The organism is Alsobacter soli, assembly GCF_003004785.1.
Classification (GTDB): domain Bacteria; phylum Pseudomonadota; class Alphaproteobacteria; order Rhizobiales; family Beijerinckiaceae; genus Alsobacter; species Alsobacter soli.
The window spans coordinates 12,581-35,143 of record NZ_PVZS01000026.1 but is presented as its reverse complement, the minus strand read 5'-3'; the positions used below and the strand labels follow the sequence as shown (position 1 = coordinate 35,143).

18 protein-coding genes are annotated in these 22,563 nt (G+C 69.1%); 8 read left to right on the top strand and 10 right to left on the bottom strand.

The window, feature by feature from the left end; all coding sequences use genetic code 11:
* Nucleotides 1–197: 197 nt before the first annotated feature.
* The 3 genes from SLNSH_RS19120 to SLNSH_RS19110 form a co-directional block, all read right to left on the bottom strand.
* Nucleotides 198–1,595, bottom strand: coding sequence for an MATE family efflux transporter (locus SLNSH_RS19120; protein ID WP_106338853.1), 1,398 nt, complete (start codon nt 1,593–1,595; stop codon nt 198–200).
* Nucleotides 1,596–1,718: 123 nt separating this feature from the next.
* On the bottom strand, nt 1,719–2,180 hold the full coding sequence (locus SLNSH_RS19115; protein ID WP_106338851.1) for a BA14K family protein: 462 nt from the start codon (nt 2,178–2,180) through the stop codon (nt 1,719–1,721).
* A 75-nt stretch (nt 2,181–2,255) separates the two neighbouring features.
* The gene (locus SLNSH_RS19110; RefSeq protein ID WP_106338849.1) at nt 2,256–2,852 is read right to left on the bottom strand and encodes a hypothetical protein; all 597 of its coding nucleotides are present in this window, start codon (nt 2,850–2,852) and stop codon (nt 2,256–2,258) included.
* Between the two features lie 335 nt (nt 2,853–3,187).
* On the opposite strand from SLNSH_RS19110, the gene SLNSH_RS19105 reads away from it, so the two are divergent.
* A complete protein-coding gene (locus tag SLNSH_RS19105; protein ID WP_106338847.1) occupies nt 3,188–3,766 on the top strand; it encodes a LysE family translocator in 579 nt (192 codons plus the stop codon).
* Between the two features lie 63 nt (nt 3,767–3,829).
* Here SLNSH_RS19105 and rpoD read toward each other — a convergent pair whose 3' ends face one another.
* From rpoD to SLNSH_RS19090, 3 genes are all read right to left on the bottom strand, one after another.
* A complete protein-coding gene (gene rpoD, locus SLNSH_RS19100; RefSeq protein WP_106338845.1) occupies nt 3,830–5,827 on the bottom strand; it encodes an RNA polymerase sigma factor RpoD in 1,998 nt (665 codons plus the stop codon).
* A 212-nt stretch (nt 5,828–6,039) separates the two neighbouring features.
* On the bottom strand, nt 6,040–7,977 hold the full coding sequence (gene dnaG, locus SLNSH_RS19095) for a DNA primase (protein ID WP_106338843.1): 1,938 nt from the start codon (nt 7,975–7,977) through the stop codon (nt 6,040–6,042).
* A 180-nt stretch (nt 7,978–8,157) separates the two neighbouring features.
* Nucleotides 8,158–8,610 (bottom strand): GatB/YqeY domain-containing protein, encoded by a 453-nt coding sequence (locus SLNSH_RS19090; protein ID WP_106338841.1) that lies wholly within the window; start codon nt 8,608–8,610, stop codon nt 8,158–8,160.
* A gap of 254 nt (nt 8,611–8,864) precedes the next feature.
* Here SLNSH_RS19090 and carA point away from each other — a divergent pair, with 254 nt between their 5' ends.
* The 3 genes from carA (at nt 8,865) to SLNSH_RS19075 (ending at nt 11,402) form a co-directional block, all read left to right on the top strand.
* Complete coding sequence (gene carA, locus SLNSH_RS19085; RefSeq protein WP_106338839.1) at nt 8,865–10,085, top strand: glutamine-hydrolyzing carbamoyl-phosphate synthase small subunit; 1,221 nt, start codon at nt 8,865–8,867, stop codon at nt 10,083–10,085.
* Nucleotides 10,086–10,249: 164 nt separating this feature from the next.
* Nucleotides 10,250–10,594 carry a c-type cytochrome gene (locus SLNSH_RS19080; protein WP_106338837.1) on the top strand — a complete coding sequence of 115 codons (345 nt, stop codon included), beginning with the start codon at nt 10,250–10,252 and terminating at the stop codon, nt 10,592–10,594.
* A gap of 91 nt (nt 10,595–10,685) precedes the next feature.
* The gene (locus SLNSH_RS19075; RefSeq protein WP_342587869.1) at nt 10,686–11,402 is read left to right on the top strand and encodes a class I SAM-dependent methyltransferase; all 717 of its coding nucleotides are present in this window, start codon (nt 10,686–10,688) and stop codon (nt 11,400–11,402) included.
* A 46-nt stretch (nt 11,403–11,448) separates the two neighbouring features.
* Here the strand turns inward: SLNSH_RS19075 and SLNSH_RS19070 are convergent, their stop codons facing one another.
* Complete coding sequence (locus tag SLNSH_RS19070; RefSeq protein ID WP_106338945.1) at nt 11,449–11,877, bottom strand: GtrA family protein; 429 nt, start codon at nt 11,875–11,877, stop codon at nt 11,449–11,451.
* 368 nt (nt 11,878–12,245) lie between these two features.
* On the opposite strand from SLNSH_RS19070, the gene carB reads away from it, so the two are divergent.
* The 3 genes from carB (at nt 12,246) to SLNSH_RS19055 (ending at nt 16,671) form a co-directional block, all read left to right on the top strand.
* On the top strand, nt 12,246–15,578 hold the full coding sequence (gene carB, locus SLNSH_RS19065; protein WP_106338943.1) for a carbamoyl-phosphate synthase large subunit: 3,333 nt from the start codon (nt 12,246–12,248) through the stop codon (nt 15,576–15,578).
* A gap of 129 nt (nt 15,579–15,707) precedes the next feature.
* The gene (gene greA / locus SLNSH_RS19060) at nt 15,708–16,181 is read left to right on the top strand and encodes a transcription elongation factor GreA (protein ID WP_106338941.1); all 474 of its coding nucleotides are present in this window, start codon (nt 15,708–15,710) and stop codon (nt 16,179–16,181) included.
* A complete protein-coding gene (locus tag SLNSH_RS19055; protein ID WP_106338835.1) occupies nt 16,153–16,671 on the top strand; it encodes a hypothetical protein in 519 nt (172 codons plus the stop codon). The genes greA and SLNSH_RS19055 overlap by 29 nt, the downstream gene beginning before the upstream one ends.
* Before the next feature lie 6 nt (nt 16,672–16,677).
* Here the strand turns inward: SLNSH_RS19055 and SLNSH_RS19050 are convergent, their stop codons facing one another.
* Both SLNSH_RS19050 and SLNSH_RS19045 read right to left on the bottom strand, forming a co-directional pair.
* The gene (locus tag SLNSH_RS19050; protein ID WP_106338833.1) at nt 16,678–19,152 is read right to left on the bottom strand and encodes a sensor histidine kinase; all 2,475 of its coding nucleotides are present in this window, start codon (nt 19,150–19,152) and stop codon (nt 16,678–16,680) included.
* Nucleotides 19,127–19,798 (bottom strand): response regulator transcription factor, encoded by a 672-nt coding sequence (locus tag SLNSH_RS19045; protein ID WP_106338831.1) that lies wholly within the window; start codon nt 19,796–19,798, stop codon nt 19,127–19,129. Before SLNSH_RS19045 ends, SLNSH_RS19050 begins: the two co-directional genes overlap by 26 nt.
* 124 nt (nt 19,799–19,922) lie before the next feature.
* Between SLNSH_RS19045 and SLNSH_RS19040 the strand changes: the two genes are divergently transcribed.
* Nucleotides 19,923–20,579 (top strand): YoaK family protein, encoded by a 657-nt coding sequence (locus tag SLNSH_RS19040; protein WP_245422415.1) that lies wholly within the window; start codon nt 19,923–19,925, stop codon nt 20,577–20,579.
* Here SLNSH_RS19040 and treF read toward each other — a convergent pair.
* Nucleotides 20,498–22,132: an alpha,alpha-trehalase TreF gene (gene treF, locus SLNSH_RS19035; RefSeq protein WP_106338829.1), complete on the bottom strand. Its 1,635-nt coding sequence runs from the start codon at nt 22,130–22,132 to the stop codon at nt 20,498–20,500. The genes SLNSH_RS19040 and treF overlap by 82 nt on opposite strands.
* Nucleotides 22,133–22,563 lie beyond the last annotated feature (431 nt).

Genomic DNA, 22,563 nt, shown 5'->3' with positions numbered 1-22,563 from the left:
CCTGCAAACGTCGCGCCGGGCGGAAGGTTCCAGGCCGCGCGAAAAAATTCGCCGTCCGGCCCGTCGTCGTTGGCGCGCATGGCTTCGGCTCGCGAGGAGCCCGCCGGGGGATCGCTGAAGAGCATCGGGGGGAACAGCTCCTGGTCGCGTTGCGCGCAGCCTACCTTGCGAGGGTAAGTTGCGTCCATAGCGTCGGATCAACGCATCCGAGGCACAAGGCCCAGGGCGTCTCGACGCGCCCACCGCCACAGCATCAGCACGGCGACCACGGCGAGGCCCGCGGCGAGCCCGGCCCAGACCCCCGCCCCTCCCCAATGAAGCGGAAACGCAAGCGTCGCGCCGAGCGGGAAGCCGAGGCCCCAATAGCCCAGGGCCGCGAACCACATGGGCACGCGCGTGTCATGCAGGCCCCGCAGCATGCCGGCCCCGACCACCTGCGCGCCGTCGGCCACCTGGAACAGCGCCGCAAACGCAAGGAACAGGGTGGCGGTCTCCACCACATGCGCGTTGGTCGGGGCTGAAACATCGAGAAACGCCCCGATCAGCAGGTTGGGGGCGCTCACCATCAGCACCGCCGTGCAGGCCATGAAGCCGACCCCGAGCGCGAAGGCCGTCCAGCCGGCAAGCGTCGCCCCGTGCGGGTCGCGGGCTCCGAAGGCTCGCCCCACCCTCACCGTGGCGGCCTGCCCCATGCCAAGCGGGACCATGAACGTCAGGGAGGCGATCTGGATAGCTACGGCATGGGCCGCCAGGGCCGTCTCGCCGATCAGGCCCATGAGCACCACCGCCGCCTGAAAGATGGAGGCCTCGAACAGCACGGTGACGCCGATCGGCAGGCCGAGCCGCCAGAACGCGCGGAAGCGCGACCAGTCGGGCCGCCAGAGACGGCCGAACACGCGATAGCGCCGGAAACGCCGGTCGGACATCAGCACACCGACAAGCACCAGCGCCATGAGCGTGGTGGCGCAGAGCGTGGCCAGTCCCGACCCAGGCACGCCGAGCCTGGGGAAGCCCCAGTGGCCGAAGATGAGCAGCCAGTTCGCCAGCGCGTTCGCCCCAAGCCCGATGAACACGGCCGCCATCGCCCAGGCGGGCCGCTCCATGGCCGCCATGAACGAGCGCAGCGCCAGGTAAAGCAGGAACGGCAGGATGCTCCACTGCAGCGTGTGCAGATAGGCTCCGGCCTCCGCCGCGAGCTTGGGGTCCTGCCCCAGCCAGCGCAGCACGGTCTCGCCGTTCCACAGCGCCGCCCAGCACGGAACGCTGATGCACACGGCCGCCCAGATTCCCTGCCGCAGGATGCGCCGGACCTCTCGCACGGAATGCGCCATCCGCCCCCGTTGCGCGGCCACCAGGGACGAGGTGGCGCTCATCACCCCGATGCCGAACATCAGGAAGAAGAAGTACAGGTTGGCTCCCAGGGCGCTGGCCGCGACGGCCTCGGGACCGAGCCGGCCAAGCATGAGCACGTCCGTCGCCGTCATCCCGGTCTGGGCGACGTTGGTCAGGATCAGGGGCCAGCTCAGGGCCAGGGTGGACCGGATCTCTCCGATCCACGCGGAGCGGGTCGGCCGGGAGAGTGTCGCTTCGCTCATCGGGCGCTTGTAGTGGCATTGGCGTCCCGACGAAAGCGATCCGGCGCTTATGCGCCCGCATCCGTGGCTGAACGAAAAGAGCCCGCCGAAGCGGGCTCTTCTCTGCTCATGCAGGCTGGCCGATTACGGGCAGGGATGGCGCATGCCGTCGTAGCCCAGGTAAGTGCCGCTCGCCGGATCGTAGGACCTGAACCGCTGCATGCAGTAGGCCGTGGAATCGCCGCCGCTCTCGACTGCGCCGTAGGCGGGGTAGGCCGGATAGGCGGGCTGCGAAAGAGCGCCGCCGATGATGGCGCCCGTGGCGAGGCCGGCGATGCCGGCCGCAGCCGCGCCGCCGCCCCAGCCGCCGCCGTGGCGGTAGTAGCCGTGGCGGCCGTAGCCGCCGCCATAACGACCGCCATAGTGGCCGCCCCAATGGCGCCCACTCCACTGGACCTGGGTGACGGCGCCGCCGTCGGCGGACTGGGCCACGAGGGCCGGCGCTGCGGGGGCGGCCGCGGCCGGACGGGCCGCGATCATGGCCGCGCCCGCCAGCGAAGCGGCGGCGAAGATCATGAAGGTACTGCGCGGGAGAGCCAGGCTCATGGGGATTGCTCCATTTGTCGTTGTCTCCGCGTCAACGCGCCAGGACCGGCTTGGGTCCCGGCGCGCCGTTTCGCCTCACGGCTTGGGAGCAGCCGCTCCGCCGCCTGTTCCAGGGCTCGTCGAGCCCGGAGTTCCGGCGCCCGACCCGGAGGTGGACGGAGCCGTGGTGGAGGACGAGCCGGACATGCCGCCTGTCGACAGGGTCTTGGCCCGGTCCATCAGGTCCGTCGCGGCGTCCACGCAGGCCTTCATGGTCTCGGAGGGACTGCAGCGCACCCCGAGGCGGACGTCGCCGGCCCGCAGCATGAAGCTCGCGCCTGCGCGGCCCATCCCGCCCATGCCCATGCCCATGCCCTGGCGCATCATGCGATGATGCATGCGCATCATCTCCTCGTGGTCCATGCCCATGCCCATTCCGCCGCGACCATGGTCTTCGTCCTCGCCGTCGCGCGAGCGCCCCTGGTCCCGCCAGCCGCTGCGGGCGTCACGCGATTCCTCCATGCCCCGGCCGCGGTCGAAGCGATCGCGGTCCGAACTGTCGCGCCAGTCCCCTCGATCGCCCGTTTGCTGCATCCAGTCGCCGCGCCTGTCCCAGTCGCGTCCGTCGGATTGCGCGTGGGCCGCCATCGGCAGGCAGGCGAGCGCGCCCGCCAGAATGATCATCCTGCGCATCTGTTGAACTCCCTCGAATCGCGAAACGTCCCGCCGGCCATGCGGCCCGGGACCGCTGTGCAACGCGGCCGGCCGCGCGCCTGTTCCGAATGAGCGTGCCGGGGCCGCCGCCGCGCGCGCTCGGCGCCGCCGGGCCTTGCAATCGGGAGCAGCAACCCCATCTAGAGATCAGACGGCGGCGTCGAGCCGCAAAGCTCCGCCGCCGAAACGCCGCCACGCAAGGGACCGAAGACGCCGGATGTACGCGCTTCGCCCCAACCGTGGCGGTTCGCGTTTGGGCGCGTCGTGACTCCTAATCAACGACTGCCCGCAAGCGCTCCTGCTACGCGAGCGCCATGCCCCCCCCGCTCCCCCTCCCCTCCTTTGTCGCCGCGGCGGCCCTCCTGGCCGCGCCAGGTCCCACAAACGCCCTCTTGGCGTCAGCCGGGGCGCAGCGCGGCCATTGGCGACGCCTGCTCGGGCTCGCCGTGTGCACTGCTCTGGGATACCTGGCGTCGGTGGCCCTGCTGGCCCGCTACGCAAGCCCGATCCTGGCGGACTTCCCATGGGCGGCCTCCGGCGTCCGGGTGCTGTGCGCCGCCTGGCTCCTGTGCTGCGCAAGACGTCTCTGGCGCGGCCCGGCTCGGCCCGGCGCCGCTTCCATTGGCCCGGCCCAGGCGCTGATGACGACCCTGGTCAATCCCAAGGCGCTCGTCTTTGCGCTCAGCCTGGCGCCCGCCGAACCTGAGGCGCTGCTCCCCTTTGTGGCGGGAATCGCCTCGACAGCGTTGCTGACAAGCTTGGCCTGGGGCGCCCTGGGGTGCTGGATCGCACGCGAACTGGCGGATCACCTCCCGAGCCGCGCGCTAGACCGGGCCGGCGCAGGCGTGCTCGCGGCCTTCGCTTCCGCAATGGCGGCCTCCGCCCTGGGCTGAGGGTCCGTCGCAAGAGCAAGACGTCCAACAAAAAAGGCCCCCGTTTCCGGGGGCCTTTCCGCATCAGTTGTCCAGGAAGCTCCTGAGCTTCCGGCTCCGGCTGGGGTGCTTCAGCTTGCGAAGCGCCTTTGCCTCGATCTGGCGGATGCGCTCGCGCGTCACCGAGAACTGCTGGCCGACCTCCTCCAGGGTGTGGTCGGTGTTCATGCCGATGCCGAAGCGCATGCGCAGCACGCGCTCCTCGCGGGGCGTCAGGGACGCCAGCACGCGAGTCGTCGTCTCGCGCAGGTTCGACTGGATGGCCGCGTCGATCGGCAGGATCGCGTTCTTGTCCTCGATGAAGTCGCCCAGGTGGGAGTCTTCCTCGTCGCCGATCGGCGTTTCAAGGGAGATCGGCTCCTTGGCGATCTTCAGGACCTTGCGCACCTTCTCCAGCGGCATCGCCAGCTTCTCGGCCAGCTCCTCCGGGGTCGGCTCGCGGCCGATCTCGTGAAGCATCTGGCGCGACGTGCGCACGATCTTGTTGATCGTCTCGATCATGTGCACCGGGATGCGGATGGTGCGGGCCTGGTCGGCGATCGAACGGGTGATCGCCTGCCGGATCCACCACGTGGCGTAGGTCGAGAACTTGTAGCCGCGCCGATACTCGAACTTGTCCACCGCCTTCATCAGGCCGATGTTGCCCTCCTGGATCAGGTCCAGGAACTGCAGGCCGCGGTTCGTGTACTTCTTGGCGATGGAGATCACGAGGCGCAGGTTGGCCTCCACCATCTCCTTCTTCGCCTGGCGCGCTTCGCGCTCGCCCTTCTGCACCATGTGCACGAGCTTGCGGAACTCCTGGATCTCCAGGCGCGTGTCCGCGGCCAGCGCATGGATCTCCTGCCGGATGTCCTTGATCGTGTCCTTCTCGGCCGCGATCAGCTCCCTCCAGCCGCGGGTGCCGAGCTTCGACACGCGCAGGACCCACTTCGGATCGAGCTCCGAGCCCTGGTAGTTCTTGAGGAAGTCCTCGCGGGAGACGCGATAGCTCTCGGCCAGCCGCATGAGCCGGCCTTCGAGGCTGATCAGCCGCTTGTTGATGTCGTAGAGCTGCTCCACCAGCGCGTCGATGCGGTTCTGGTTGAGCGACAGCGACTTCACGTCGGTGACGATCTCTTCCTTCAGCTTCTTGTATTTCCGCTCCTGCGCCGGCGAGAGCGACTGGTTCTGGAGCTTGGACTCGACGTTCTGGTCCTGAAGGCGGCCGAGCTTCTTGTAGGCGTCGGCGATCCGGTCGAAGGTCTCCAGCACCTTGGGCTTGAGCTCGGCTTCCATGGCCGACAGGGAGACGTTGTTCTCCATGTCGTCTTCCTCGAGGTCGCCCTCGGGGATCGCGCCTTCTTCGCCTTCGGCGCGCGCCTCGGCCTCGCCTTCCTCCTCGCCCTCGCCGTCCTCGGCCTTGGGGCCGCCCTTGCCCTCGGGGCCGGCGTAGGTGGCTTCGAGGTCGATGATGTCGCGCAGGAGGACCTTGCCCTCCATGAGCTCGTCGCGCCAGATGATGATGGCCTGGAACGTCAGCGGGCTTTCGCAGAGGCCCGCGATCATGGCCTCGCGGCCAGCCTCGATGCGCTTGGCGATGGCGATCTCGCCCTCGCGGGACAGGAGCTCCACCGAGCCCATCTCGCGCAGGTACATGCGGACCGGATCGTCCGTGCGGTCGGTCGGCTCGGCCTTCTCGGCGCGCGTCACGACGGCGCGCGGCGCCGCCTCGACCAGCTCGCCGCCTTCTTCCTCGTCGTCGGCTCCGCCCTCGCCCTCGGCGCGCTCGCTGTCGGCCTCCTCGGACTCCACGACGTTGATGCCCATCTCGTTGAGCATCGCGTAGATGTCCTCGATCTGGTCCGAGGAGTTCTGGTCCGACGGGAGAACCTCGTTCAGCTCGTCATACGTCACATACCCGCGCTTCTTGGCGAGCTTGATCATCCGCTTGACGGCCTGGTCGGTAAGGTCGAGAAGCGGGCTGTCGACCTGCGGCGCTTCAGCCACGTCGCCCTCGTTCTTCTCAGTCGTCTTCGTCGCCATGCCCGGTCGCTCCAAGCCTGCCCCGCCGGCCGCGGGTCTCATCCAACGCAATGCAGGGCGGAAAGGACCTCAGTCCGTCCGCCCGTGCCAACCGTAGTTCCGATCAAACTCGCGAATCGTTTAAGTCACCCTTAACCTACCCGCGCCAGACCGGCGTCCTTCGTGCCCCAGCACACCTTCCCGCTTGCCCTCGTGAGGCGGGGAACCTGGGATCAGTCGCCCTGGTCGGGATCCGCAAGCGGGTCGTCCCGACCCCGCTTCTCGATCTCAGCCTCCATCCCTTCGATGGTGGACAGCTGCAACCTCAGATCCAGCATCAGAGCCTGGTTCGCCTCGGAAGGATCCTGGGCGAAGGCCATTTCGGCCATTCCGAGTTCCTTATGTAGCGTCCTCGCCTTGTGATGCAAGGTCGTGGCCTGACGAAGGCCTTCTCTCACTTCGACGGGATCGGCGGAAGAGTCAAGACACCAGCGATCCCCGGGCCGCACGGCGGCTTCCACGCGGGCCAGCAACGGACCCAACCCCTGCGCGTCCAGGGCCGCGCGCACCTCGTCCGCGGCTCCGGCATCCAGGTGAGCGTCGATGTCCACCAGCGCCTGGCGAAGCCGCCGGGTGTCAGGATGCTCCAGGTCCAGCTCCAGAAGGGCCTCCGCTTGCGCCGACAGGAGGTCCCGGTGGCTCGCCAACGCCGCCAGGATCAGGGCCTCCCGCGGCGAGATCGCGGGGGCCTGCGAGAACAGCGCTGAGCGCGCCAGGCTCTCGGACGCGCGCAGCGGCTCGGGTGGGAACCCGCCGCCCCGCCGCGGATCGCGGCCGCGCATGGCCCCGCGCTGAGGACCCGCGTGCTGGCGCTGCCCGGCCTGGCGGTGGCCATACTGGGGGCGCGGCAGCAGCTCGCGCATCCGCGCGTCCATCTCGGCCCGATAATGCCGGCGCAGGTCCTCGTCCCGCACCCCCGAGAGCAACGTCTTCAGCCGCTTCTCCAGCATCGCCCGGCGCTCGGGCGTGTCGAGCGGGCCGGCCTCCAGCTCGCGCTGCCAGAGCAGCTCGGCCATGGGTAGCGCCGCGTCCAGCGCGCGCGCGATGGCCTGCCCGCCCCCGGAGCGCGCAAGGTCGTCAGGGTCCTGCCCCTCCGGCAATAGCGCGAAGCGCACGGATTTCCCCGGCTCGAGCTGCGGCAGCGCAACGTCGATGGCCCGGTAGGCCGCCCGGCGCCCGGCCTTGTCGCCGTCGAAGCACAGGATCGGCTCGTCCGCCATGCGCCACAGCAGCGCCAGCTGCTCGGAGGTGAGCGCCGTCCCGAGCGGGGCGACGGCATGGGGGAACCCCGCGGTCGTCATGGCGATGACGTCCACGTAGCCTTCCACCGCGATCACCGTGCCGCGGTCGTGGGCCGCCTTGCGGGCGTTGTGGTGGTTGTAGAGCACCGCGCCCTTGTGAAAGAGCGAGGTCTCCGGGCTGTTCAGGTACTTGGCTGGCACTTCCGGAGCGAGCGCCCGGCCCCCGAAGGCGATCACCCGGCCACGGATGTCGCAGATCGGGAACATCAGCCGGTCCCGGAACCGGTCGAAAGGCACCGCCACGTCCTCGCCGTGCACGAGGAGCCCCGTCTCAATCATCGCGTCCACGGAGACGCCCTTGCCGGCGAGGTAGTCCCTCAAGGCGTGCCGCTCCGGGCTGGAATAGCCCAGGCCGAAGCGCTCGCGCACCTCGGGCCCGAGCCCTCGTCCCTCGCAATAGGCCCGCGCCTTGGCCCCGATCCGCCCTTCCAGCTGCGAGCGGAAGAAGTCCGCCGCGAGTTGCATGACCACGTTGAGGCCGCGCACCCGTTTCTCCTGCTCCTCCGCCTCGCGCGAGACCTTGGGCATCGGGACGCCCGCCATGCCGGCGAGCCGCTCCACCGCCTCCGGGAACGCGACCCCCTCCGTCTCCATCACGAAGGCGAAGATGTCGCCGTGCTTGCCGGAGGAGAAATCGTGGAAGAAGCCCTTCTGGTCGTTCACGAAGAAGGACGGCGTCTTCTCGGCGTTGAAGGGCGACAGCCCCTTCCACTCGCGCCCCGCCTTCTGCAGGCGCACGCGCTTGCCCACGACCGCCGACACCGGCAGCCGCGCGCGAATCTCGTCGAGGAGCCCGGGAGGAAAGCGCATTGGGATGGGTTTAGCGGAAATTTGAAGCGGTGGGCGAGCCGTCCCCATGATTCACAGGCCGTCGGGAGCAGCGCCCATTCGCAAGCTGCTCTGGATCCCGACGATCAGAACGCCCATGCCGCCATCGACGACCGAGCGGCGGTTGCAGGCGCCGGTTGCGGCCGGCGCCTGGGGCGGGCTTCAGCCCTGCAGCTTCGCCTTGATGGCGGCGCTCGCCTTGCCGAAGTCCATGCGGCCAGCGTAGCGCTCCTTCAGGGCGGCCATCACCTTGCCCATGTCGCGCAGGCCGGCGGCGCCGGTCTCGGCGACCGCGGCGTCGATGGCGGCGGAGACCTCCGCCTCGTCCATCTGCTGGGGCAGGAAGGACGTGATCACCTCGATCTCGCCCTGCTCCTGGTCGGCGAGTTCGGCGCGGCCCGCGTCCTGGTAGATCTTCAGCGACTCCTGCCGCTGCTTGATCATCTTCTGCAGCAGCCCGAGGATCTCGTCCTCGCCCAGCTGCTCCTTGCCCGCGCCGCGGGCCTCGATGTCGCGGTCCTTCAGCGCCGCCGTGATCAGGCGGATGGTGGAGATGCGACGCTTGTCGCCCGCCTTCATGGCGTCCTTCAGCGCAGTGGTGAATTGCTCGCGCATGGCGCTCTTCTTTCCTGGTTGCGGCTCGCCGGGCACAGGCCCGATTCGCGATCCGAATGGCGACGCTCAGGGTAAGTCACTGAAAGCCGTTGTGAAATTCCGGATTGTTTCCGGTTGACGCCGCGCCGCCGTCCCCCTAGGTTGCGGGCCCGGCGCTCGGGTCCCCAGGGACCCGGGCCGCGAGCGTGCGGCGGTAGTGCAACGCTCCTGACGCGGCGCCAAGCCGCGCCCGGGCGGCAGGATTTAGGACGAAAATGGCGACCCTTCAAGACCAGACGCCCGGGCACTCCCAGGGCGCGACCGATCACGGCGGCTGGGCGGAGCCGCGCGCGACCGCGCTTCTCGTGCTGGCGGACGGCACGGTGCTGGAAGGCTTCGGCGTCGGCGCCGAGGGCTCCGCGACGGGCGAGGTCTGCTTCAACACGGCCATGACCGGCTACCAGGAGATCCTGACGGATCCGTCCTACGCCGGCCAGATCATCACCTTCACCTTCCCGCATATCGGCAATGTCGGCGTGAACGACGAGGACGTCGAGACCGTCAACATGGCCGCCAACTCCGGCGTGCGCGGCGTCATCCTGCACACCGCCATCACGGATCCGTCCAACTGGCGCGCCGCCCGCCACTTCGACCAGTGGCTCAAGGCCCGCGGCATCGTCGGCCTCGCCGGCATCGACACCCGCGCTCTCACCGCCCTGATCCGCGAGAGGGGCATGCCCAACGCGGTGATCGCCCATTCGCCGGACGGCGTCTTCGACATCGAGGCGCTCAAGCAGCAGGCGGCCGCCCTCCCGTCCATGGACGGCCTCGACCTCGTGCCCATGGTCACCGCCGCCCAGCGCTACAGCTGGGACGAGACCAGCTGGAAGTGGGGCCAGGGCTTCGGCCGCGAGGAGAACCCCCAGCGCCATGTCGTCGCCATCGACTACGGCGTGAAGCGCAACATCCTGCGCCTCCTGGCCGACCGCGGCTGCAAGGTCACCGTCGTGCCCGCGACCGCCACGGCCGAAGACGTGCTGGCCCTGAAGCCGGACGGCGTCTTCCTGTCCAACGGCCCCGGCGACCCCGCCGCGACGGGCGAATACTCCGTGCCGGTCATCAAGGAGTTGCTGGACAGGAAGGTGCCGACCTTCGGCATTTGCCTGGGCCACCAGATGCTGGCGCTCGCCGTCGGCGCGAAGACCGCCAAGATGCACCAGGGCCACCATGGCGCGAACCACCCGGTGAAGGACTTCACCACGGACAAGGTGGAGATCGTGTCCATGAACCACGGCTTCGCCGTGGATCGCGACACCCTGCCGGCCAACGCCAAGGAGACGCACGTCTCCCTGTTCGACGGCTCGAACTGCGGCATCGCCCTCACGGACCGCCCAGCCTTCTCGGTGCAGCACCACCCGGAAGCCTCGCCGGGCCCGCAGGACAGCCACTACCTGTTCGACCGCTTCGTCGAGATGATCGACTCGCACCGGCGCTGAAGCGGCGCGCGTCGGAATTCGAGCCCGTCCGGTCTTCCGGGCGGGCTTTTTTGTTGCGCCAGGGTCGGAATGCAACCCGCTCAGCCCCGCGCTTGTGCGTGGCGATCGGAAGCTCCACCATCAGGGTCCCCCGATTCGGATCGTTTGTGGCCGGGGAGCCATCCATGGTTAGGCGCTTGCGGGACCTCCTGATTGTCGCGGCCGCGGCTTGCGTCGGATCGGGCTTCGCCGAGGCCGCCAGCCTCAAGCGGGGCCGCATCCTGGCCGAACAGAACTGCGGCCCCTGCCACGCGGTGGGAAAGACCGGCGCGAGCCGAAATCCGAAGTCGCCGCCCTTCCGCACGCTGGCGCAGCGCTACCCCGTCGACGAGCTGCAGGAGGCTCTGGCCGAAGGCATCACGGTCGGCCACGAAGGCGTCGAGATGCCTGAATTCAGCTTCTCGGCCGATCAGGTCGAAGATCTCGTCGCCTATATCGACAGCCTCAACCCGAAGAAAAAGAAGCGCTAGGCCCCGCTCCAGACCATCTTTCCAAGCCGCCAAGGCTGGCTACAATCGCCCCGCAACCGGAGGACGCGAAAGCAGACCGCCGGAGGGGAAAATGGCGATGTCCTGGCGCGAGTTCTTCGACGGCGACCATTCCATCTACGTCAACGACCGCCACAAGCTCCTGCATGCCCGGATGGTCGCTGGCGACGTCGCGGCCCTGACCCGCGAGCTTTGCCCCGACCGAAGGCCCGTGGTGATCGACTACGGCTGCGGCGAAGCCGCCGAGGCCCGCACGGTGGCGGCCGCCTGTTCCCGGCTGATCCTGTCGGACGCCGCACCCGGCGTCCTGGCCCGTGTCCGCGAGCGCTACGCGGACGACGCCGCCATCCTGGTCCTCTCGCCCGAGCAGGTCGAAGGCCTCCAAGCCGAGGCGACCGACCTCATCGTCGTCAACTCGCTGCTCCAATACCTGCCCCGCGCCGAATTCGAGCGCCTGCTGGGCGTATGGCGATCCCTGCTCCGCCCCGGCGGCCACCTCGTGTTGGGCGACGTGATTCCGCCCGAAGTCAGCCCCGTTACCGACGCCGCAGCCCTGCTCCGCTTCGGCTACGAGGGAGGCTTTCTCCTCGCCGCCGGCGCCGGCCTGGTGCGCACCGCGCTGTCCGACTACCGCAAGCTGCGCAACGAGCTCGGCCTCGCCACCTACGACGAGAACGCCATGCTTTCGATTCTTGAGAACGCCGGCTTCGAAGCCGAGCGCCGCCGCCCGAACATCGGCCACAACCAGGCCCGCATGACCTTCGTGGCCACGCGGCCGGACGAGGCCTGAACGCGAAACAGGACTGCCGCGCGCCTGACGAAACCGCGCCCGGAGCCTAGGGTGGGGCCGGCGGGACCTCCGGATGGCCCCGGAAGGTCCACCACCGGTTCGCCACGAAGCTCCAGAACATCACGATCCCGGTCGTGACCACCTGGGCCAGCAGGTACGGCATGCCCCAGCGCCCGTTCAGCAGCGCCATGACGAACCCGGTGAGCACGAATCCCACCCCCGCCACCAGGGCGAAGCGCCAGGTGGCCTCACCGTGCGGCCGATCGCTGCGGAAAGCGTAGCGCCTGTTCAGCGCATAGGAGATCACGCCGCCCACGATGTAGCCGGCCAGCGTCGCAGCCACCACGGGCGCATGCGCGCCCTCCACCAGGGCGACCAGCACGGAGTAATGCGCGGCCGCCGCCACGACGCCGACGCCCGCGAAGGCGGAGAATTGGCGGCCGAGTGCGGCGACGAGCGACGGTGTTTCGTGCATGGGCGGCTTGTGAAGCCCGGGGCCGCGCCGGTCAACCCTGTGCGAACGCGCCATCCACGCCTGCGCCGACATAGCCCCTTCCCAGCCGGACGATTCTCGTCTAAGGACACCCGACTTTCGGCGGGAAGTCCTCGAACACCGGCGTCCCCGCCCGAAACCTGATCAAGGTTCCCGCGAGGACGCGCTCAGGCCGTTTCGATGGCCAAAGGCGCGGCCTTTTTTTGTGCGCGCGTCCAGGCGGGGCGACCCGTCCTGGCGCCCGGAAGCATGCTGCGAAAAGGTGGTTTCCGGCTTTTCGCGACCGGCATGCGACCACTGTCGAAACCGAGATCCTGCTCCGGCAGGGTCGAGCCATGACGAAGAGCGACATGCCGAAACGGACAGACATCTCGACCATCCTGATCATCGGCGCGGGCCCCATCGTCATCGGACAGGCCTGCGAGTTCGACTATTCCGGCACCCAGGCGGTGAAGGCCCTCAAGGAAGAGGGCTACCGCATCGTGCTGGTGAACTCGAATCCGGCGACGATCATGACCGATCCGAACATGGCGGATCGAACCTATGTCGAGCCCATCACCGCCGAGGTGGTCGCCAAGATCATCGAGAAGGAGCGCTACGCCGCCCCGGGCGGCTTCGCCCTGCTGCCCACCATGGGCGGCCAGACGGCGCTGAACTGCGCCCTGTCGCTCAAGAAGCTCGGGGTGCTGGAGAAGTTCGACGTCGAGATGATCGGCGCCACGGCGGAAGCCATCGACAAGGCCGAGGATCGCGAGCTCTTCCGCGACGCCATGACCAAGATCGGGCTCGACACGCCCCGGTCGCACCAGATCAAGACCCTGGCGCAGGCGCTCGACGTGCTGCCCGAGATCGGGCTGCCGGCCATCATCCGCCCTTCCTTCACCATGGGCGGCACGGGCGGCGGCATCGCCTACAACAAGGAAGAGTTCATCGAGATCATCGAGCGCGGCATCGACGCCTCGCCCACCAACGAGGTGCTGGTCGAGGAAAGCGTGCTGGGCTGGAAGGAGTACGAGATGGAAGTGGTCCGCGACCGCGCGGACAACTGCATCATCATCTGCTCCATCGAGAACGTTGACCCCATGGGCGTCCACACGGGCGACTCCATCACGATCGCGCCCGCGCTGACCCTGACCGACAAGGAATACCAGCGCATGCGCGACGCCTCGCTCGCCGTGCTGCGCGAGATCGGCGTCGAGACGGGCGGCTCCAACGTCCAGTTCGCGATCGACCCCGACACCGGGCGCATGATCGTGATCGAGATGAACCCGCGCGTCTCGCGCTCATCGGCGCTGGCCTCCAAGGCCACCGGCTTCCCCATCGCCAAGGTCGCGGCGAAGCTGGCGGTCGGCTACACGCTGGACGAGATCGCAAACGACATCACCGGCGGCGCGACCCCGGCCTCGTTCGAGCCGACCATCGACTACGTCGTCACCAAGATCCCGCGTTTCGCCTTCGAGAAGTTCCCGGGCGCCGAGAACACGCTGACCACCTCCATGAAGTCGGTCGGCGAGGCCATGGCCATCGGCCGCACCTTCCAGGAGTCGCTCCAGAAGGCGCTGCGCTCCCTCGAGACCGGCCTCACCGGCCTCGACGAGATCGAGATCGACGGCCTGGGCCTCGGCGACGACAAGAACGCCATCCGGGCCGCGCTCGGCACCCCGACCCCGGATCGCCTGCTCAAGGTCGTGCAGGCCATGCGGCTGGGCTTCGACGTCGAGCAGATCCATGAGGCCTGCAAGATCGACCGCTGGTTCCTCCAGCAGCTGTGGTCGGTCGTCGAGACCGAGAACAAGGTGAGGGCGCTGGGCCTGCCCACGACGCCTGGCGCCTTCCGGCAGCTCAAGGCCATGGGCTTCTCGGACGCTCGCCTCGCCGTGCTGGCGAAGCTCTCCGAGGCAGACGTCGCCAAGCGCCGCCGCGCCCTGGACGTGCGCCCGGTCTACAAGCGCATCGACACGTGCGCGGCCGAGTTCGCCTCGCCCACTGCCTACATGTACTCGACCTACGCCCCGGCCTTCGCCGGCCAGGTGGCGGACGAGGCCAACCCCTCCGATCGCCGGAAGGTGGTGATCCTCGGCGGCGGCCCGAACCGCATCGGCCAGGGCATCGAGTTCGACTACTGCTGCTGCCACGCCTGCTTCGCCCTGAGCGACGCCGGGTTCGAGACCATCATGGTCAACTGCAACCCGGAGACCGTCTCGACCGACTACGACACCTCGGACCGGCTCTATTTCGAACCGCTGACCGCCGAGGACGTGATCGAGATCCTGCTCAAGGAGAAGGAGAAGGGCGAGCTCATGGGCGTCATCGTCCAGTTCGGCGGCCAGACGCCGCTGAAGCTGGCGAAGGCGCTCGAGCAGGCCGGCATCCCGATCCTGGGCACCTCGCCGGACGCCATCGACCTCGCCGAGGACCGCGACCGCTTCAAGCGCCTGCTCGACAAGCTCGGCCTCAAGCAGCCGCAGAACGGCATCGCCTATTCGGTGGAGCAGAGCCGCCTGGTCATGCAGGAGCTCGGCCTCCCGCTGGTGGTGCGGCCCTCCTACGTGCTCGGAGGCCGCGCCATGGAGATCATCCATGACGAGGCGATGTTCGACCGCTACCTGCTCGGAACGCTGCCGGAGCTGGTGCCGAACGACATCAAGGCGCGCTACCCGAACGACAAGACCGGCCAGATCAACACGGTTCTGGGCAAGAACCCGCTGCTGTTCGACCGCTACCTCTCCGACGCCATCGAGGTGGACGTCGACTGCCTGAGCGACGGCAAGGACGTGTTCATCGCCGGCATCATGGAGCACATCGAGGAGGCGGGCATCCATTCGGGCGACAGCGCCTGCGCCCTGCCGCCTCACTCGCTCAAGCCCGAGACCATCGCCGAGCTGGAGCGCCAGACCCGCGAGCTCGCGCTGGCGCTGGAGGTCGGCGGCCTCATGAACGTGCAGTACGCCCTCAAGGACGGCGACCTCTACGTCCTCGAGGTGAACCCGCGCGCCTCCCGCACCGTGCCCTTCGTGGCGAAGGTGATCGGCGAGCCCATCGCCAAGATCGCCTCGCGCGTCATGGCCGGCGAGAAGCTGGCGGGCTTCGGCCTGAAGCCCAAGCAGCTCGACCACATCGGTGTGAAGGAGGCCGTGTTCCCCTTCGCCCGCTTCCCGGGCGTGGACGTGGTGCTCGGCCCGGAGATGCGCTCCACCGGCGAGGTCATCGGCCTCGACAGCTCCTTCGGCGTCGCCTTCGCCAAGAGCCAGCTCGGCGCCGGCAGCTCGGTGCCAAAGAGCGGGACGGTGTTCGTGTCCGTACGCGAGGACCACAAGCCCCGCATCCTGGAGACCATGCGCACGCTGTCGAACCTGGGGTTCAAGATCGTGGCCACGTCCGGCACCCAGCGCTTCCTGGAGGAGAACGGGGTGCCCGCGGCCAAGATCAACAAGGTCCTGGAAGGCCGGCCCCACGTGGTCGACGCCATCAAGAACGGCGAGATCCAGCTGGTGTTCAACACCACCGAGGGCAAGCAGGCCCTGCAGGACTCGCGCTCCCTCCGTCGAGCGGCCCTCTTGCATAAGGTGCCGTATTACACCACGCTGTCAGGAGCCGTGGCTGCGGCGCAGGGAATCAAGGCCTATGCAGGCGGCGATCTCCAGGTTCGCGCGCTGCAGGACTATTTCACGGCACGGGGCTGAGGTCCGCCAAGTTCAACTGGCTTGGGCGGGCCCCATCGTCCGAAAGCAATCCGCCGTCGTCCGGGCTCCCGAAAAGGGAACCCGGGGAACGGCGGCTTTTTTCGGATTTTCGATCGAACGGATGCAATGATGGAAAAGATTCCGCTGACCCCTCCTGGGTACAAGGCCCTCGAAGAGGAGTTGAAGCACCGCCAGCAGGTCGAGCGCCAGCGCATCATCCAGGCGATCGCTGAAGCGCGCTCCCATGGCGACCTTTCGGAGAACGCGGAGTACCACGCCGCGAAGGAAGCCCAGTCCCTTAACGAGGGCCGCATCGCGGAGCTGGAAGACAAGCTCTCGCGCGCGGAGATCATCGACGTCTCCAAGCTCTCGGGCTCGACGATCAAGTTCGGCGCCACCGTCAAGTTGATCGACGAGGACACCGAGGAGACGAAGACCTACCAGATCGTCGGGGAATCCGAGGCCGACGTGAAGTCCGGCAAAGTGAGCATAACCTCCCCCATTGCTCGCGCGTTGATCGGGAAGAAGACTGGTGATTCAGTCGAGGTCAACACGCCTGGTGGAGGCAAGAGCTATGAAATCGTGGACGTCGCGTTCGTCTGACCGCCGCGCGGTTCTGGGGCTTGGAGCGGCCGCGCTTGCGGCCGCCCTCACCGGCTCGGGCGCAGCCCGGGCCCAGCCCGCTGGCCCGATCAGCGGCGTTTCGGTCGACATCCGCCCGCTCGAGGCCAAGGGCCTCAACGGCTTCGCCGCCGTCCTGGGGTCGGAGGTGCATCGCCAGCTTGTGGCCCAGTTCGCCGGCCGCATCACCAACGACCGCCGCGCGCCCGTGCTGTACGTCGTGCTGACCGGCATCTCGATGACGGCGACCGCCGGCCCCGCCGCGGGTCGCGGCGGCAAGGGCGGCGGGGGGCAGGAGAGCGATTTCCTCCAGGGCGACGTCTCCCTCGGCGGGTTCAGCTTCCCGCTCATGGTCCAGCAGTACTCGGGCTCCGCCGGCGACTGGCGGCAGACCGAGCTGAACGACCGGCGCCGCGTGCAGGCCCTGGCCTTCGCCTTCGCCCAGTGGACCCGGCGAAAGACAGGCGGCTGAGCCTTTTCAGTTCGGCGACACGATCTGCAGCCAGCTCTGCAGGAAGCGGGATTTGCGCTGCTGGTCCAGGAAGGCCAGCAGCCAGGGCCCGATGGTGATCGGCTGCAGCGGTCCCCTGGCTTCGGCCGTGAAGGCGGCCGCCGTTCCAGGCCCCTCCCCCAGGATCGCGCCGAGCCCGGCCCCGTGGGCCACCACCGCCTGGCCGCGCGGCGACAGCACGTAGTCGACGAAGGACCGCGCCAGTTCCCCGTGCGGCGCGCTGCGCGGGATCATCATCACGCGGCTCAAGACCAGCGTGTAGTCGCTGGGCGCCACGATGCCGATGCGCGATCCCTGCGCCTTGCGGGCGTAGGCGTAGGAGCCGAGCGCGTTGTAGGCGAGCGCCAGCTCCCCCCGCTCGACCTTGTCGATCATCTCGGCCGTGCAGCAGACGAGTTGCGCCCCCGCGCCGCCCAACGCGCTCGTCACGCGCCAAAATAATGAGGACACCTGGGCGTCCTGCGCCGCCAGGAGGTGCCCCACCCCGCTCCGCACGATGTCGTAGGTGGCGACCTTGCCCCGAAAGCGCTCCGGAGCGCGGTCGAGCATCTGCACCAGGGCGGACCGGGACCGGGGCGGATCCGGCACGAGGTCCGGATTGTACACGATGACGGCCGGCTCGAAGGTGAAGCCGAACACCTCGTTGCGCCAGCGCGCCCAGGACGGGAGCGCGCGGGTAAACGCGGACTCGTGCGCCAGCGCGTAGCCGTCATTCGCCAGCTTCACCTGCAGGTCGATGGCCGAACTCACCAGGAGGTCCGGCGCGGGCTGCAGCCGGCCCGCGAGGAACCGTTCCTGCAGGTCCGTAGTGTCCAGCTCCAGGTAGATCACAGGCGCCCCGGCGTGCTGGGAGCGGAAGTCCTCGATGAGGGGCGCGAACTGCGCCTTGTCGGTCGCGCCGGCGATCACGAGCGCGTGCCGGTCCGCGGCCTCCCCGAAGGCGGTCACGACCGGCTCGGCCGCCCAGGCCCGGGAGGACCCCGCAGCTACAGCTACGCTCAGCAGCGCCACCGCGGCGAGCGCCCCCACGAGGCTTGGCCGCGACGAGCCGGGCTCCGCCTGCAAATCGACAGCCGCTTCGAGCCCGCCGCCGGGGCGATCCGACAGCCGCAGGGCGCCGCCATGACTTTGCGCCACCTGCTCCACGATGGCCAGGCCGAGCCCGGAGCCCGTTCCCTCGCGGGCGCTCCGCCCGCGCCGGAAGCGCTGCAGCACGAGCTCCTTCTCCTCGTCGGGAATGCCGGGGCCGCGGTCCCGCACGCGGAGCGCCACCCGGCCCGGTCCCGCCGCCTCAGCAACGACCTCGACGGGCCCCTCGGGCGCATGCAGCAGGGCGTTCTCCACGAGGTTGCGCAGCATCTCGCGAAGCGCGACCCGGTCGCCGTGGATCACCGCGGAGGCCGCGGCTGGGTCCATCGCGCTGCGCACGCGCTGCAGATCCTTGGGATCGAGGGCCTTGAGCGCCTCTTCCACGATGCCCGCCACGCGCGTGGGCGCCGCGTCCCGGCTCTCCAGCCGATGGATCAGGGTCGCGTCCGTCAGGATCTTGCCGACGATCTGGCCCGCCTGCGCGGCGTTCGCGTGGATGCGTCCGAGACGGTCACGCAGGCGCGCCGGATCCGTTTCCTCCAGCGCGATCTCGGATTGGGCGCGCAGCGAGGCGAGCGGGGTGCGCACCTGATGCGCGGCGTCGGCCAACAGCGAGCTCAGCCGTCCGAAGACGCTGGAGAGCCGGCCCATGAAGTCGTTGAGGGCGGTGACGAGCTCATCCACCTCGCGCGGAACAGGCGCCTGCAGGGGCGCGAGCTCGTTGGGGCTGCGGCCGCGCAGCTCCTTTTCGATGGCGCGTAGCGGGCGCAGCGCGCGCTGCACGCCGAAATGCACCAGCGCCAGGGCGAGCGCCGCCAGCGCCAGCAGCGGCCACACGGCCCGCTGCGTCAATTCGGACGCGAGCAGCGCCCGGGCGTCCCGCGTTTCGCCGACCCGCACGGTGACCCACCCGGCGCGGTCGCCGAGCGCGACCAAGCGGCCGACCGTCACCACCCGGATCGGGTCCCCGCGGAAGGTGCGGTTCTGGAACACGGGATCGGCGGAGCGCGCCGCCGCCAGGCCTTCGCCAAGGTCCGCGTAGCCGGTGACCGGCTTCCCGTCCGGGTCGACCACCTCGTAGAAGATGCGGTCCTCCGCCGCGAAACCCAGCATGGCGAGCGCCGCAACGGGCGCCTCGACGGCGACCTTTCCCTCCTCGGCCTGCACCGCGCCGGCGATGGAGAGGGCCGAGGCCGCCAGAAGCCGGTCGAAGGCCGCGTCGGCCGCCTGGCGCGCATAGAAGGCGCTGATCGCCACCAGCGCCGCCATGGCGATCGCGAGCGCGGCCGTGGCCGCGACCAGCAGCCGCCGGCCAATGGAGAATCCGTCACGCCGCGTGGGTGCGAGCCGCATAGCCGACGCCTCTCACGGTCACGATGCTGAGCGGCGTGCCATGGAGCTTCCGGCGCAGCCGCGACACGTAGAGCTCGACCGCATTTTCGGAGACTTCGTCGTCCAGGCTGAACAGCTGGTCCATGATGCGCTGCTTGGGGATGACCTGGCCGAGGCGGCTGGTCAGGATTTCGAGCAGCCGAAACTCGCGCCGCCCCAGGTCGAGCGGCGTCGCGCCGAGGCGCGCCAGCCCCGCCGCGTGGTCGATCACGAGGTCTCCGATGGTCACCGCGCTCGCCAGGGCCCCCGCTGGCCGGCGCATCAGCGCGCGCAGCCGCGCCTCCAGCTCACGCAGGTCGAACGGCTTCACCAGGTAGTCGTCAGCCCCGAGGTCGAGGATGCCGATCTTGTCGTCGATCTCGGACCGTGCCGTCATGACCAGCACCGGCGTGGCGATGCGGCCGGCGCGCAGACCGGACAGGACGGAAAAGCCGTCCCGGCCTGGAAGATTGATGTCGAGCAGAATGGCGTCGAAGCTCTCGCCCGCGGCCAGTTCCGCCGCCGCGTTCCCGTCCCGGACCCACTCCACCGCGTGGCCCGACAGCCGCAGCTTGGAGGCGACCGCGTCGCCCAGGTCCTCGGAATCTTCAACCAGCAAGATACGCACGCGTCGCGGCTCCCTCCCGCAACGCCCGTGTTAGCACCGGTTTCCGCCGGCGCGAAGCGGCCCTCCCTTTCCCGCAGCCGCAGCTTCGTGCCACGATCGGCGCGAGACCTCCCCCGGGATCGCCGTGAACCGCATCGCCCTCCCTGTCGGCCTGCTCATGACCGCCCTCGCGGGCTATGTGGACGCCATCGGCTTCCTGCGGCTGGGCGGGCTCTATACGTCCTTCATGAGCGGCAACACGACCCAGCTCGGCATTCTGGCGGCTCACGGGGACTGGGCCCACGTGTTCTGGCCGGCGAGCCTGCTCGCCATGTTCTTCGCCGGGGCTGTAACGGGCGGTTTGGTCGCGCTGCTCGCCGGGGGGCGACGCGCGCCGGCGGTGCTGGGCCTCGAGGCCCTCTGCCTCGCCATCGCGCTGGCCGCGCCCATCCTGCACGAACCCGAGGCGGTCGCCATGCTGCCTCTCGCCTTCGCGATGGGCGCCCAGAACGCGGCCCTGCAGCTGAAGGCAGGCGCGCGGCCCGGGACCACTTTCGTCACGGGCACGCTGTTCAGCGCCGGAAACGCGCTCGCCCAGGCGCTCGCCGGCGTGGGCCCGCGCTGGGGCTGGACCTCCCATCTGCTGGTCTGGATCTCCATGCTGGCCGGCGCCGGGCTCGGCGCGATCGCGCATGGGCGCATGGGCCTGGAGGCCCTGCTCTACCCGGCGGCGCTCTCTGCGGCGCTGGCGTTCGCCACGCTCGCCATGGCGGCCGGCGCCTCCTCCGCGAAGGCGGGATAGCGCGCCATCAGCTCGCGCGTGACGCCATTGGTCCAGCCGAACCCGTCCTGGTTGGGATACTCGCCCCCGCCCGCCGCGAGGTCCTCGGTCAGGACGTCGTATTTCTCCATCAGCTTGCCCGTCGCCGCGAAGACGTGACCCACCTTGGCGATCCAGCGCCGCGCGATCTCCCCGGCGAGCGCGTGCTCGTCGTACTGGGTGAGGCCGGAGACGGCGACCCAGTGCAGGGGGGCCCAGCCGTTCGGTTCGTCCCATTGCTCGCCCGAGCGGACCCGAGTGGTGACGAGGCCGCCTGGCGCCAGCAATTGCGAGCGAACGGCCGCGGCCACGGCGCGGGCGCGCCCTCCGGTCGTCAATCCCAGGAACAGCGGAAACAGCGTCGCGGCGCTGGTCACGGCGGTGAGGCGGCCCTCGTCCCAGAGCAGGTCGCCGAAGACGCCCCGCCGCCCGTCCCAGAAATGCCGGTGGATGGCGTCCTGCCTCCGCAAGGCGGCCTGCTTGAGCGCGCTCGCCTCGGCCTTGTGCCCGGCCCAGTTATAAGCCTCCCCGAGCGTGATCTCGAGTTGCAGCATCAGGCAGTTGAGATCGATGGGCGCTATGCGGGTCGTTCGAATGGAATCGAGCCCGCCGTCGTCGCCCAGCCACCGGCTTGAGAAGTCCCACCCGCTCTCGGCCGCGGCGCGAAGGTCGCGCCAAACTTCGGTCGGGTCGCGATGCGGAGCCGCCTCGGCGGTCTCGATGTCCTCGCGCCAGCTCTCGTCGCGCGGCGTGGCGCGGTCGTCCCAGTACCGGTTGAGCAGCGAGCCGTCCGGCAGCCGCACGACCCGTCGATGGGCCTGCCCGGGCGCGAGCCCTTCGGAGCCGGCCATCCAGAAGGCGTATTCCTGTTCCAGCGCCGGCAGGAACTCGACGTAGGTGGCCGCGTGGTTCCGCCAGCTCGCCAGCGTGGCGACCATCAGGGCGAAGAACGGCGGCTGCGAGCGGGTGAGGTAATAGCTTCGATTGCCGTTCGGCACGTGACCATAGCGGTCGATCAGGTGGGCGAAGTTCTCGACCATGCCATGGGCGAGGTCCTCACGCCCGCTCCGCACGAGGCCGAGCATGGTGAAGTAGGAGTCCCAGTAATAGATCTCGCCGAAGCGGCCGCCGGGCACGACATAGGGCTTGGCGAGCGGCAGGAGGGAGGATCCGGCAGGGGGCGCTTCCGCGCCGCGCTCCAGCAGCGGCCACAGCGCGTCGATGTGGTCGGGAACGGAGCGACCGGCCAGCGTCATGAATCCCGTCTCGATCGCCGGGGGCAGGGTGAAGTGCGCCGCCACGAAGCCGGCCAGGTCGAAGTCGCGCCGCGCACGATCGGCCTCGAAGGACTGCAGGATCTCGGCCGCGGGGCGGCGGGGCGTGGCGTCGGCGAAAGTCTTGGAATCCGGGAAAAGGCGCCCGGACTGCACAGCCTCGAACAGCTCGCGGAAAAGGCGGGAGGGCGGCAGCTGGTCCTCGCCCGGAAAGCGGAGGGCGACCGGAGGACGGTGAAAGGAAAGCGCTTCGAATGCCATGGGAGACCGGCCGGACCGGGAGCCTGGTGGGGATCAGAAAATGGGCGCTCTCACGCGGCGAACGACCATTGATTCATCATCGGCCCGTTGGACCGACAGTTCTTCTTGGTAAGATTCCGGACGAGGCTCAATCGAAAGGCGGAACTGTGCAGTGCACAACTGACGCTTTTTAGGGGATCGTGTCAGGAATAACACGAAGGCAACATACACTTTACAGTCGGATCGAATCCTTGCTTACTGTTTGTGCACGTGATTCCAGCCGGCCGGCCTGATCACCCGCGACCGACGAAGGCAAGACCAGAACGCGCGCCGACAAAGAGCGGGAGCCTATCCTGCCTCACCCGACTTGGGGGTCTCAGCCTAGTCAAGCGCCCGGCCATGCCGGGCGTTTTGCTGTGCGGCCATTCTTTCCGTCATTGCGAGCGCAGCGA

Coding starts and splice junctions, on each gene's coding strand:
- carB (WP_106338943.1), top strand. CDS start 12,246: ATGCCGAAACGGACAGACATCTCGACCATCCTGATCATCGGCGCGGGC.
- SLNSH_RS19080 (WP_106338837.1), top strand. CDS start 10,250: ATGGTTAGGCGCTTGCGGGACCTCCTGATTGTCGCGGCCGCGGCTTGC.
- treF (WP_106338829.1), bottom strand. CDS start 22,132: ATGGCATTCGAAGCGCTTTCCTTTCACCGTCCTCCGGTCGCCCTCCGC.
- SLNSH_RS19110 (WP_106338849.1), bottom strand. CDS start 2,852: ATGCGCAGGATGATCATTCTGGCGGGCGCGCTCGCCTGCCTGCCGATG.
- carA (WP_106338839.1), top strand. CDS start 8,865: ATGGCGACCCTTCAAGACCAGACGCCCGGGCACTCCCAGGGCGCGACC.
- SLNSH_RS19050 (WP_106338833.1), bottom strand. CDS start 19,152: ATGCGGCTCGCACCCACGCGGCGTGACGGATTCTCCATTGGCCGGCGG.
- rpoD (WP_106338845.1), bottom strand. CDS start 5,827: ATGGCGACGAAGACGACTGAGAAGAACGAGGGCGACGTGGCTGAAGCG.
- SLNSH_RS19055 (WP_106338835.1), top strand. CDS start 16,153: ATGAAATCGTGGACGTCGCGTTCGTCTGACCGCCGCGCGGTTCTGGGG.
- SLNSH_RS19120 (WP_106338853.1), bottom strand. CDS start 1,595: ATGAGCGAAGCGACACTCTCCCGGCCGACCCGCTCCGCGTGGATCGGA.
- SLNSH_RS19075 (WP_342587869.1), top strand. CDS start 10,686: ATGGCGATGTCCTGGCGCGAGTTCTTCGACGGCGACCATTCCATCTAC.
- SLNSH_RS19070 (WP_106338945.1), bottom strand. CDS start 11,877: ATGCACGAAACACCGTCGCTCGTCGCCGCACTCGGCCGCCAATTCTCC.
- SLNSH_RS19090 (WP_106338841.1), bottom strand. CDS start 8,610: ATGCGCGAGCAATTCACCACTGCGCTGAAGGACGCCATGAAGGCGGGC.
- dnaG (WP_106338843.1), bottom strand. CDS start 7,977: ATGCGCTTTCCTCCCGGGCTCCTCGACGAGATTCGCGCGCGGCTGCCG.
- greA (WP_106338941.1), top strand. CDS start 15,708: ATGGAAAAGATTCCGCTGACCCCTCCTGGGTACAAGGCCCTCGAAGAG.
- SLNSH_RS19115 (WP_106338851.1), bottom strand. CDS start 2,180: ATGAGCCTGGCTCTCCCGCGCAGTACCTTCATGATCTTCGCCGCCGCT.
- SLNSH_RS19105 (WP_106338847.1), top strand. CDS start 3,188: ATGCCCCCCCCGCTCCCCCTCCCCTCCTTTGTCGCCGCGGCGGCCCTC.